Here is an 11,650-nt window from a genome sequence, read left to right on the forward strand (position 1 = left end):
AATTTTACTTAGCTAGATTTAATTCATATAGGGGGCAGTTGGCTTTAGGCTTTGTGAAGCGTGCGTTGGAACAAAGCCACTGCTTTAGTATAGCATTCTAAGGCGATAGCAGGGTCATAACGATCGCCTTCGTCACGCATAAAGGCATGTTGACCGTTAAATTCATGCCAAGAAAAAAAACGGTCTGTGTCGATCAATTTTTGATAGATCTTCTGACGACCTTCTGTCGAAACATGAGGGTCTTGTTTCCCCCACACCATTACTAATTCTCCTTCAATTTCTTCTGTTCGAGTGAAAGAGTCATTACCTTCTTCGCAAGGAATAGTGTTTGAGTGTATGTCCGTTGCATATAGGCAAAATGATGATTGTATACAAGGGTTAAGTGCTGCACGATAGGCCAAGTGACCACCAAGACAAACACCCATAGAGCCAAATTGACCAGTGCAGTAATCTTCTTGTTCGAAGTAACTTATCATCGCAACTGTGTCGCTATCATGAGCTTCTAATGTTTTAGTGAATTTGTCTGTATTGCCTTTGTCTTTCCCCTCATCGTCGTAACCCAATACGGTGCCGATTGGGTTTAGTTCATGAAACACTTCTGGGACGATGACAACAAATCCATGACCAGCCATCATAGCGGCAGATCGAGCAATAGGTGCTGTCTGTTGAAAAATTTCAGAGTAAAAGAAGACACAAGGAAAGCCACCTTCAGCTTCAGGTCGATAAACAGAGCACCGCATGGTGCCAGTTGGCGTGTTAATATCTTCGTCGTGTCGTTGAATAATCATGAAGTTCCTTAAAAGCTTGTTATTTTTCATAATGATATTCGACCCGTGAATGAGTAGCAATCGCTGAATCCTTCATGGTAAGCATATGAACAACTCAATCAAAGTCAGAATGACAAGAGAGAATAACGCGTGCGAATTTTATTGATCAGTGCCTATGAAGCAAGCAGCCATAAAGCATGGGCACATACCTTGATGAAAGGGTTAAGTGAGCACCGATGGGAGTACTTGTCTTTACCGGCACGACACTTTGCGTGGAGAATTCGTGGTAACGCGATGAGCTTTGCTTTTGATCCAAAATTCAAACCGATTCTCGAAAAACCTTACGATTTAGTCATAGCGACTTCAATGACAGATTGTGTTGGCTTAAAAGCTTTTTGCCCTGATTTACAAAATATTCCTTGGCTACTGTATTTTCATGAAAATCAGTTTGCTTATCCTGCTAGTGATAAGCAGCAAGGTTTAATTGAAATGCAAATGGTGACTTTATACAGCGCCTTAGCAGCCGATGTTTGCGTGTTTAATAGTCAGTTCAATAAAGATACATTTTTTGATGGAGCGCGTGCTTTACTCAAAAAACTGCCAGATTACGTATCACCAGATTGGCTAGGTAGTACTGAAAAAGAATCTGACATATTGCCTGTTCCATTAAGTATTGAAATACAAAATGACTGTCTAGCTTTTGAAGCGGAAGCAAAAAAAAGAGTAGATACAAAAATGATTAAATTAGTTTGGTCTGCTCGTTGGGAGTTTGATAAAGGGCCAGACAGGCTATTGGCTATTCTGCAAGAATTAGAGGATCGTTCTGTATCCTATCAAATTGCTATTTTAGGTGAACAGTTTCGCAGTACACCAAAAGAGTTTGAACAGATTGAAGTGCAATTTTCACATCGAATTATTCAATTTGGATTCGCTGAAAGCCGAGAAGATTTTTTAGCTTTTTTATCAGCGTCTGATTTTGTTTTATCGACCGCTTTGCATGAGTTTCAAGGGCTTTCGGTGCTTGAAGCCGTTTCTTTAGGGTGCGTGCCTGTATTACCAAACCGTCAGGTATACCCAGAGTTATTTGGTGACGAGTATCTTTATGAAAGTGATATCTTAAATGTGAAAATAGAAGCTAAAAGCGCAGTCGATTTGATTCAAACACACATTGAAAACGATGCTAAGGCTCCGTTAATACATCAATATCACACGGAACAATTACTTCCCTATTATGATGTCTTGATTAAAAAGATGGCCCCTTAGAGATTAAAGATGACTAAAGTACTTTAAAGACCTAAAAAAGGGAGGCGATGTGAACTTTTTTGTTTTAACCAACTCTTATCTTATGATTATCTATCCCTTCTTTTATCAATGAGAGTGCAGGCTTTAATGAAGTTTTTAACATTATGGAAAATGGCTATTGTTTTAACGCCATTAATATTTATCGGTGGTTATCTTATGCTTGCTGAAAAAGATAAAAATGACGAACTTGATAAGAATCGAGATATTGCTGAGCGTATCAAAAACAATCCTGATGTTATTACTCATCGCACTTTAAATATCGATTCTGGCTATTCCCTACATTATGTTTATAGCCCTTATTCTGTTGCTAATAATCTAAATAAGACCGAGCAAAAAACCAGTGTTGTCTTTGTGCATGGAACGCCGGGAAGTTGGGGAACTTTTTCTCGTTACTTTGAAGACAAATCACTTATTAAGAATGTTCAGCTGTACTCTATCGATCGACCAGGTTGGGGTGAGTCTGGTTATTTAGGAAATTCCTTTCCGGTAAACCTAAGTGATCAATCTAGCTTAATCGAACCTATTCTAGAGGAAATTTGGAAGGCAAATAATCAAGAAAAAATAATTGTCGTTGGGCATTCTCTTGGTGGTTCTTTGGTGCCTAAATTAGCAGTAGATTATCCAAATTACATAAAAGGTGTAATTATCTTAGCAGGGGATTTAGACCCTGAATTGTCTGAAGCTCGTTGGTTTAATACATTATTGGATTGGGTTCCTAGTTTATTATTGCCAGACATGTGGCGAAATTCGAATAATGAAGTGATTGCGATTCGACCGAGTTTAGAGCGATTACAGGGTGAGTTTGCAACGATCTCAATGCCTATAACGGTCTTACAAGGTACAGATGACACTTTGGTTCGACCAGGTAGTGCTGAAAAAGCTCCTGCGATTTTTGAATCGTCCGATGTTGAGGTTATTTATCTAAAGGGTGCGAGTCACATTATTAACCATACGCATCCGCAAGATGTTAAAAATGCCATCTATTCAATGATAGAAAAAACACAAAGCTAAAATCTAATCTAAGTTCAATGCCAAAAAGAAGGTGTGTTAACGGATTTTATAACGTTAAACCGCTTTTTTTATGTTTTTACAAGGACCTTCCATTGCTTTTGCGTCTTCAGCGTCATGGGTAACCAATAGTGCTGGAATGTTAGCCTTACGAATTTCCTCTAGTACAAAGCTTCTTACCTCTCGACGAAGTGCAGGGTCTAATTTACTAAAAGGCTCGTCTAGTAATAAGAAATCAGGTTTTGCCAATAGTGTGCGTAATAGGGCCACACGAGCTTGCTGACCACCTGATAACTCGTTAGGTAAGGAATTAGCCTTGTCACGCATTTCTAACTTCTCTAAGGCTTGCTGAGCCAATGCTTGGCGTTCTTGTTTCTTGACGTCTGGTGGGATAGCGAATAACAAGTTTTCAATAATACTCATGTGCGGGAAAAGTAACGGCATTTGCTGTAATAAGCCTACTTTACGGTTTGCTATTGGTTTGTTGTGAAATGACTCGTTATTTAGGAAAAAATCACCTGTTGCAGTAAGTGTCGACGATAATGTACCACTTAAAAAATGCAATAAGCTTGATTTCCCGACCCCACTTGGCCCCATGATAGACAAAACTTGACCGTTCTCAATATCAAAACTGAGCTCTTTTATGAGTACTTTGTCACTTGTTGACAAGGAAAATGCTTTTACACTTAACACGGTGAACCCTTCTTAAATAATGTTTTCATGGCAAGTCGCCATTTTGTCCAACGAGCAGGAATAATTTGCGCAAGCCAAAATACAATGACAGGGAAAAAAGCTTGTAATAACGCCATGCTACCCACTTGCTTTCTATCACCAGAGGCCGCACGAGCAACGGCTTCGGTTGTTAGTGTGCTGTGACGACCTTCACCTGCAATAAGAGTGGGTAAGTACTGAGCAATGCTCACGGAAAAACCCATTGCGAAAGCAGTAAATAAGGATGGTTTTAACATGGCTAATTTAACCGAAACATAATGGTGCCAAGGACGATAACGCAATCGGTTTGCTTGTAATAGATAGTTTTCATTGTAGGCCAAGTAAGGGCCTTTTAATGTCAGGTAAACATAAGGCAAAACATACATTAGGTGTAATGCAATGATGGCGCAAAAACTGCCGTTTAGATCCAGATAAATTAATAAGACATGAAGCCCGAATAAGAATCCAATTTGCGGTAAAAGAATAGGGACGTAAATCAACCAATCAAACGCATGTTGTTCTGTTGGTTTATTTGATTCTTCCATACTCTTACGTTTTGTTTCTAACATTAGCAAGCTGGCAGCGCACGCCATAATGGTTGCTATCAATGCAATGCTTAATGTATTCGAGGTAAGTTCAATAAGTAGAGGTGTCGCTCGCTCAATATTATCCCATGTCCATTTTGATGGTAATGCATCAGGAAAACGCCAGCGTTTTGCCAATGACCAAACTGGTAAAAGCATTAAGGCAATAAAAGCACTAACTAGAGTAATGAGGCCCAAAATTACACCTGACCCAAGTAGATTGTCTGTGGCTCCACAACGTCTACCATTGCTGCGTTCATATCTGGTCAATTTACTAAGACAGCGATGACAAAACTCCCACCCGCCTAATACTAAAATAATGGTGATCATTAAAAATACAGCGCCTGCACTTCCCATAAGACGCATGGCCAAATCTGGGTTGTTAAACCATCGATATAAGGTGACTGCTAATGTGGAAGGTGTATTTGGACCAATAACTAAGGCCAAATCAACAACGGTTAAGCTGAATGCCACCACAATAAATATTGGTAAACGAATAATTGGGTATAGCTGAGGTATTAAAACCTTACGCCATAAGGCAAATCGGCCATAACCTAACGCTTGGCAAGCATGTATAGTTTCTCTTGCTTGTAGGCTTTTCATTGCAGCTAACATTACAAACAACAAATAGGGCATTTCTTTGACGACTAAAGCAAAAATCAGTGATAAACCATAAGGATCTTGAACTGTGATCCAATTAGGTGGACGGACAAAACCGCTCAACCAAGGGCTGAAAATTCTGACTAGCCAGCCAGAAGGGCTTAATAGAAATAGTAGGCCGATAGCAATGGCTGCATGAGGTACAGCAAGAATAGGTGACAAAAGCGTTTCTATTTTACGAAAAAAAGGTCGCTGATAACCCCAAGCTAATAATGAAAAAGCCAACCAAAGTGCTAGTAAAGGAGCACCGACTCCCGTGATTAAAGTGAGTTTTAAACTTGAGTAAAACTCACTTTCGGCAAACATGTTTTGCCAAGGTTGGGTAGAAAAATGGTATTCGCCAATAGGTGGGAAATATTGAAATGCAGGTAGCAAGGTGCCGATCAAACCAATAAAAATTGGCAATGTCATAATTGCAGCAATGAGAACGGTGATCCATTTCGTGTGTTTTAGTGGCATCTTACTTCTTAGTTGTGAACAATTTTTAATAACAATTGAAACTGAGAATGTTTCGGTATTTAGTAGTTGATGTCGTTATTCAGTTTTTGTCTGGCTAATTTTTTACAAAAAAACATTACCAAAAATAGTCATAACGACATCATTCAATATTATTTCGCGTAGCGTTTACGCCATTCTGTCTCTAATGCTTCAACCCAACTACTGTGTGGTTCAGGTAAAGTTTCACCTAGCTCGGCAATGCTTAATGTTGCGATTCCACGAGGTAAAGCATCAAACTTAGCTTGGTCAGCTTTAGAGAGCTTTTTATAAGATAAAACACTTAGATCTCCCCAAATTGTTGGCATTTGCTTACGAATTTGAGCTTCAGGGGATAACAGGAAGTTAGCCACAACTTGAGCACCTGCCGAGGCACTACTGTTGTACGGAATAGCCAAAAAATGAGTGTTGCCTATTGTACCTTGATCAAAAATATAAGAACGAACAGTATCTGGTAGATTTCCTTGGTCTATTTGTACTGAGGCGGCAGAAATATCAAAACTTAGTGCGATATCAATTTCTTGATCATCTAATAAACGCATCATTTCTTCTGAGCTAGAAGGGAAGTTTTGACCACTGCGCCATGCCACCTTGTTTAGTTCATCAAGGTAAGACCATAAAGGTGCGGTGACAGCATAAAAATCAACATTACTGACAGGTTGCGAAAGCGCATCTCGATTGGAAGTTAATTCATACAAAGCTTGTTTTAAAAAGGTCACACCTAAATGTTGTGGTGGTTCAGAATAAGTAACTCTTCCAGGGTTTGCTTTTGCGTACGCTAATAGTTCTGGCATCGATTTAGGTGGGTTTTTCAATGTTTCTGTATCGTGCATGAAGATAACTTGAGCCATTCCCCAAGGTGATTCCATTCCATCAACATTAGTACCAAAATCTTGAGTAATGCTTTGGCGAGCACTTTCATCAACGTATTTTATGTAATTAGGTAAAGATTGACTGAAAGGACCAAAAAGGAGTTGGTTATCTTTCATTGCACGGAAGTTTTCACCATTCAACCAAATAAGGTCGATTGAGCCTTTCTTATGTTTGCCCGCCGTTTTTTCTGCTAAAACACGATTTACTGCGTCTGACGTATCGGCCAATTTTATGTGTTTCAGCGTTACATCGTATTCATTTTTGATACGATCTGCGGCCCACTGAATGTAGTCGTTAATGTTATCTGCACCACCCCAAGCGTTGAAGTATACTGTTTGACCTTTGGCTTCTTGCAGTGTGTCCTGCCAATCTGCTTGAGCGGGTAAGCTAGAAAATGCCAAGGCGGCCGTAATGGAAGCGGCGGCTAACGACTTTATCATTCATTTCTCCTAATGAGTTATGGGTATATGGAGCATTAGACGTGGTTAAAGTTCCATTTATTACAGTATTTTTATTATAGATCTTAAACATAAGTTTTTTATTAAAATGAGCATTTAGCGTAACATGTTTGCTGCCCTACATTGATTGAGTATTGTTTCTGGTTGTTAAGCAAGTAATAGACGAGGTGTTATGTCCTATCAAATTTATTCCCATGTCCTTCCTAGTGCGACACCAGGAACACAAAGAATGTTAAAAGCGCATCATTTTGGTGAAGCAGGAGCCCGTCCTAAAGTATATTTTCAAGCTGGCCTTCATGCAGATGAATGGCCCGGATTCTTAGTTTTAAACAAACTTATTAAGTTACTTAAAAAAGCGGATGAGACAGGTTTGATCAAAGGTGAAATTGTCGTTATACCTGTGGCAAACCCAATTGGTCTGGCGCAGAATTTTCATGGTTATATTCCAGGGCGTTTCGCATTCTCTGATGGCGGTGGTAACTTTAATCGTAATTGGCCTCAGTTAGGAAAAAAAATACAGAAACGAATTAAAGACGATATTACTAACAACAGTTCAATGAATGAATCTTTGGTTCGTAAGGCGATTCATCAAGAGCTTGCTTTGTTGCCAGAAACAACTGAATTACAAGGTATGAAGAAGACCTTGCTGGCACTTTCTATGGATGCCGATGAAGTAATTGATTTACATTGCTCTGGCGAAGCCAGCATGCACGCTTATGTAGCGCAAGAGTTTGAAACGCACTTCAAGCCACTATTAGCTTTGCTCAATGCAAAGGTCGGGTTGTCTGAGTTTGATACAGGCGCTTCCTCGTTTGATGAAACCAATGTGAGTGTCTGGCGTAACTTAAAAGCTGATCATGGTGATTTAATACCATGGGGGAGTCGCTCGCTTACTTTGGAGTTGCGAGGTGAGAATGACATTTCAAATGAGCTTGCTCATCAAGATTCAAAAGCTTTATTTTCTTATTTGATACTACGTGGCGTAGTCGATGGGGAAAAACCTGTTATCGACGATAGTCAAGTTGAGTATTATCCACTTGATGCAATGGACTTAGTTAAAGCGCCTTGTGCTGGTATTGTCTGCTATCACAAAGATATTGGTGAAAAGGTTGAAGTAGGTGAGATGGTTGCTGAAATAGTCAATTTAATGGATGACGATGTAGAATCTTCCAGTTATCCATTAATTGCCCGCACTAACGGTGTGTTTTTTGCTAGAGTACAGCGCCGTTTGGTGGTTTGTGGCGAATCAATCGCGAAAATTGCAGGTAAAGAACATCTTTCCTTTCGTGAAGCTGGACACCTCTTTGAAGATTAAGAGTGTTAAAAAATTAAGTATATTTGAAGATTTAATAGATTTAATAGATTTAAAAACTAGGCAATATTATTTTGACACAAGTGCACAATAATCCAGAGACAAAGAGAGAGGCTCAAGCCTTCTTAACGAATGAACAGCAGCGTGTGGTGCATCATGACCTCATAAATCCCGCAAAAGTTATCGCTGTCGCTGGGGCTGGGAAGACAACTACCTTAATTTCTCGTATTGAACACTTATTATCCCAAGGTGTAGACCCGTCTCATATTGGCGTTTTCATGTTCAATAAAAGTGCACAGGAAGAATTTACTGAGCGCTTAAATAAACAATTAATGGCCTCAGGGTATTTGCGTTCACCTAATGTGATGACGTTTCATGCGTTTGGTATGAAGTTTTGTCGTCGTTTGGAACAACAAGGATGGTTGGTACCAGCTAAGTTGGTTACAGATGATTTTAGTTTGGTTAAAATGTTACGAGAAGCACTACAGCGCCTGGCTCGTAAGGGAGAAAAAATTGCCATTCAAGACGAAAAAGACTGGCTAGAAGATGTTTTATTATTTATTGATCAAGTAAAAGCATCAGATAGAAGTGCAAAAGAAGTGTTTGATGCATTAGATTGGTCGAAAGAACGTCAGTTTTTTCCTGCTTTGTTTGATGAGTTAGAAAGGCTGCGTAAAAACAGTCATATACGATTTTTTTCTGATTTGCTAAGTGATCCCTATGATCTTATTAGTAAATTGGCAAGTCCTGAGCGCGCTCAAATTAAAACGTTTGTTCCTGATTTTCGTTATTTGTTAATTGATGAATTCCAAGATATTAATCCTTGTCAGTATGAATTACTTAAGTGTCTTTACCCTGAGAATTGTCAATGGATGATTGTAGGTGATGTGCAACAATGCATTTATGAATGGCGTGGTGCTAGTCCTGATATCATGGCGACTCAATTTGATAGTGATTTTAATCAAGTCGCTACGTATCCGCTGAGCACGAGCTTTCGGTTTGGCCATTCAATTGGATTAATGGCATCGAGCGTGATTAGTGAAAATGATCCAGATGCTTTGGTTATTGGTGCTGGAGAACAAACGCGAGTATCTTTTGCCCGTGCACCAAAGACAGGAAAAGCGTTATTAGGTGAGTTAAAATCTTGGATTGAAGAAGGGCGAGCACTAAACGAAACAGCCGTATTAGTTCGCTTATACAGTGATATGGTGCCCATTCAGTTAGCATTAATGCACAAAGGTGTCCCGTATCAGTTACACGGTGATTCACCTTTATTAGAAAACCGTCAAATTCGTATGTTAATGGCCTATATAGCCATTATGGCGGGAGGTTTGGAGAATCCTCAAGTATTTTTCCATAAGGATGATATCGAATACTTACTTATGGTTCCGAGCCTTGGTGGTTCTTTAGTTCAGCGTAAAACGCTTATTCAACAAGCGAAACAGTCACCGCATTTGTTACCACAGATTATTGAAACATTGGCGGATTCTTCTGATGGTTGGCGAGCCAAAAAGCTTTATGAACGTGCGGATTGGCTACGTAGTCTAGGTATGTACCGAACTGACCCTGCACAAGGCTTGGCATATACATTAGAAAAATTGGGTATTTATCGTTATTTTGAGAGTACCAGTAACAAAGACATTCAAACCCAAGAGAAAATAGCCACGTGTGATGCATTTATGGCGTACGTGCGAGGAGTGGGTGGTAATGCTAATGCTATATTAGAACAACTGGCGCAATTAAATGAGCGCAAAATGGATGTAAGTCACGGCGTCCATTTAATGACGATTCATAAATCAAAAGGTTTGGAGTTTGAGCAAGTTCTTTTATTTGGATTACAAGAAGGGCGCTTCCCTTATTATGATGAAGATCTTAGTGCCATAGATAAAAAAGCCGCTAGTGATCTAGCGTCAGAGCGTCGTTTGTTCTATGTGGCGATTACAAGAGCGAAAAAGAAATTAGTTCTGTTGGAGACACCAACACCAGACGAACATAAGCGTATGAAACAAGGCGAGATTCCAAGTGTGGCACTTAAGACCTTATCACTCTCTCGATTTGTTTTTGAAGCACAACCTTATGTAGTAAATCGCATTTGTGAAGCTTGGAATACAGTACATGGTGACACGGGTGTCGGAACGACACCAATTGATACGGTTAAAGGCGCTGTTTTTCAGCGTTATTTAACAGCAACAACACCTTCACCTAAATTGCTTTTTAAACAGAAAGTAGAAAATACAAACCTGTTAAAGCCGGGGGATAAAGTACGTCATGATCAATTTGGTCAAGGTGTTGTTGTACGGCAAGAGCAAGGTATCAAGAAAATGATCTTTGTTGATTTTTGTGAAATCGGGTTAAAGCGTTTTAATCCAAAACACACGCGATTAGTGAAAGTTTCTTCACGAACATAAACTCAATTAGGAGACAAAAAAGTGTCTATACCTTTAATAGATTTTGCAAAATTAACCCATGAAACGGATGCCATACGCCATCAAGAAAACCAAGTTTTAGATAAAGCTTGTCGTGAAATTGGATTCTTCTATCTTATCAATACGAGTATTCCAAACTCATTAATGAATGCTTTAATGCGTGAAGCTAAGCGCTTTTTTGCTCAGTCTCAAGAGGCAAAAAATGCGATTGATATTCGAAATAGTGTGAATCATCGCGGTTATGGGAATATCGGCGAAGAGCAGCTAGACGAAAATGGCCATGCTGATTGGAAAGAAACCTTTGATATGGCAATGGATTTTCCTGCAGATCATCCTTTGGCGTCTAAATACCCAAAAATGTATGGACCAAATCAAAATCCAACCGATCCTACTACAGTTGAAGTTTTGCAAGATTACTATGTAGAAGTTTTTTCTGTTGCTCAAAAATTGATGACAGCAATGGCACAGGCCTTGTCTTTAGAAGATGACTTCTTTACCAGTGGTTTTACAGATCACGTAAGCGTATTGCGTATGATTCATTATCCACCACGCCCAACCAGTAATCATGATAATGGCGCAGGCGCTCACACAGATTATGGCTGCGTAACCTTGTTGTTACAAGATCAAATAGGCGGATTACAGGTTAAAAATCGTCAGAATGAATGGGTAGATGCAACGCCAATAGAGAATGCGTTAGTCGTTAATATTGGTGATTTAATGCAGCATTGGACTAATGATGAATATGTTTCGACTGCCCATCGTGTACGAGCTTCTACGACAGATGTACATCGTTATTCTTTTCCTTTTTTTGTGGAGCCAGATTACGAAACGAAAGTGGAATGTGTACCAAGTTGTGCAACGGCAGAAAAACCTGCGAAATATGAACCAATATTAGGTGGAGAGTGGATTCAATACCGTTTGGATGCAACCTATTCTTACCGCGATAGTGAATAACTAAAGTGATTTACCAAAGATAAGAGGTATAGAATGCCTCTTGTCTTTGATTTTTTTTCAATCAATCATTAGGGTATTACATCTGAAGTATATTCCCTGA

9 protein-coding genes are annotated in these 11,650 nt (G+C 39.4%); 5 read left to right on the top strand and 4 right to left on the bottom strand.

Annotated elements, in window-relative coordinates; all coding sequences use genetic code 11:
• Positions 1 to 44: 44 nt before the first annotated feature.
• A complete protein-coding gene (locus IF202_RS13000) occupies positions 45 to 788 on the bottom strand; it encodes a dienelactone hydrolase family protein (protein ID WP_191595351.1) in 744 nt (247 codons plus the stop codon).
• Between the two features lie 129 nt (positions 789 to 917).
• On the opposite strand from IF202_RS13000, the gene IF202_RS13005 reads away from it, so the two are divergent.
• Positions 918 to 2,030, top strand: coding sequence for a tRNA-queuosine alpha-mannosyltransferase domain-containing protein (locus IF202_RS13005; RefSeq protein ID WP_191595352.1), 1,113 nt, complete (start codon positions 918 to 920; stop codon positions 2,028 to 2,030).
• A gap of 126 nt (positions 2,031 to 2,156) precedes the next feature.
• Positions 2,157 to 3,080: an alpha/beta fold hydrolase gene (locus tag IF202_RS13010; RefSeq protein ID WP_191595353.1), complete on the top strand. Its 924-nt coding sequence runs from the start codon at positions 2,157 to 2,159 to the stop codon at positions 3,078 to 3,080.
• Between the two features lie 54 nt (positions 3,081 to 3,134).
• Here IF202_RS13010 and IF202_RS13015 read toward each other — a convergent pair whose 3' ends face one another.
• From IF202_RS13015 to IF202_RS13025, 3 genes are all read right to left on the bottom strand, one after another.
• On the bottom strand, positions 3,135 to 3,770 hold the full coding sequence (locus tag IF202_RS13015) for an ATP-binding cassette domain-containing protein (protein ID WP_191595354.1): 636 nt from the start codon (positions 3,768 to 3,770) through the stop codon (positions 3,135 to 3,137).
• Entirely contained in the window at positions 3,764 to 5,491 is a 1,728-nt protein-coding gene (locus IF202_RS13020; RefSeq protein ID WP_191595355.1) for an ABC transporter permease, read from the bottom strand. Before IF202_RS13020 ends, IF202_RS13015 begins: the two co-directional genes overlap by 7 nt.
• 149 nt (positions 5,492 to 5,640) lie before the next feature.
• On the bottom strand, positions 5,641 to 6,840 hold the full coding sequence (locus IF202_RS13025) for an ABC transporter substrate-binding protein (RefSeq protein WP_191595356.1): 1,200 nt from the start codon (positions 6,838 to 6,840) through the stop codon (positions 5,641 to 5,643).
• Between the two features lie 190 nt (positions 6,841 to 7,030).
• Here IF202_RS13025 and IF202_RS13030 point away from each other — a divergent pair, with 190 nt between their 5' ends.
• The 3 genes from IF202_RS13030 (at position 7,031) to IF202_RS17740 (ending at position 11,550) form a co-directional block, all read left to right on the top strand.
• Positions 7,031 to 8,173, top strand: coding sequence for a M14 family zinc carboxypeptidase (locus IF202_RS13030; protein ID WP_191595357.1), 1,143 nt, complete (start codon positions 7,031 to 7,033; stop codon positions 8,171 to 8,173).
• A gap of 80 nt (positions 8,174 to 8,253) precedes the next feature.
• Positions 8,254 to 10,578 carry an ATP-dependent helicase gene (locus IF202_RS13035; protein ID WP_191595584.1) on the top strand — a complete coding sequence of 775 codons (2,325 nt, stop codon included), beginning with the start codon at positions 8,254 to 8,256 and terminating at the stop codon, positions 10,576 to 10,578.
• Positions 10,579 to 10,599: 21 nt separating this feature from the next.
• Complete coding sequence (locus IF202_RS17740; protein ID WP_191595358.1) at positions 10,600 to 11,550, top strand: isopenicillin N synthase family dioxygenase; 951 nt, start codon at positions 10,600 to 10,602, stop codon at positions 11,548 to 11,550.
• The last annotated feature ends 100 nt before the right edge of the window (positions 11,551 to 11,650 follow it).

The sequence above is a fragment of the Marinomonas colpomeniae genome (assembly GCF_014803385.1).
GTDB classification, from domain to species: domain Bacteria; phylum Pseudomonadota; class Gammaproteobacteria; order Pseudomonadales; family Marinomonadaceae; genus Marinomonas; species Marinomonas colpomeniae.

Coding starts and splice junctions, on each gene's coding strand:
- IF202_RS13000 (WP_191595351.1), bottom strand. CDS start 788: ATGATTATTCAACGACACGACGAAGATATTAACACGCCAACTGGCACC.
- IF202_RS13010 (WP_191595353.1), top strand. CDS start 2,157: ATGAAGTTTTTAACATTATGGAAAATGGCTATTGTTTTAACGCCATTA.
- IF202_RS13020 (WP_191595355.1), bottom strand. CDS start 5,491: ATGCCACTAAAACACACGAAATGGATCACCGTTCTCATTGCTGCAATT.
- IF202_RS13025 (WP_191595356.1), bottom strand. CDS start 6,840: ATGATAAAGTCGTTAGCCGCCGCTTCCATTACGGCCGCCTTGGCATTT.
- IF202_RS13030 (WP_191595357.1), top strand. CDS start 7,031: ATGTCCTATCAAATTTATTCCCATGTCCTTCCTAGTGCGACACCAGGA.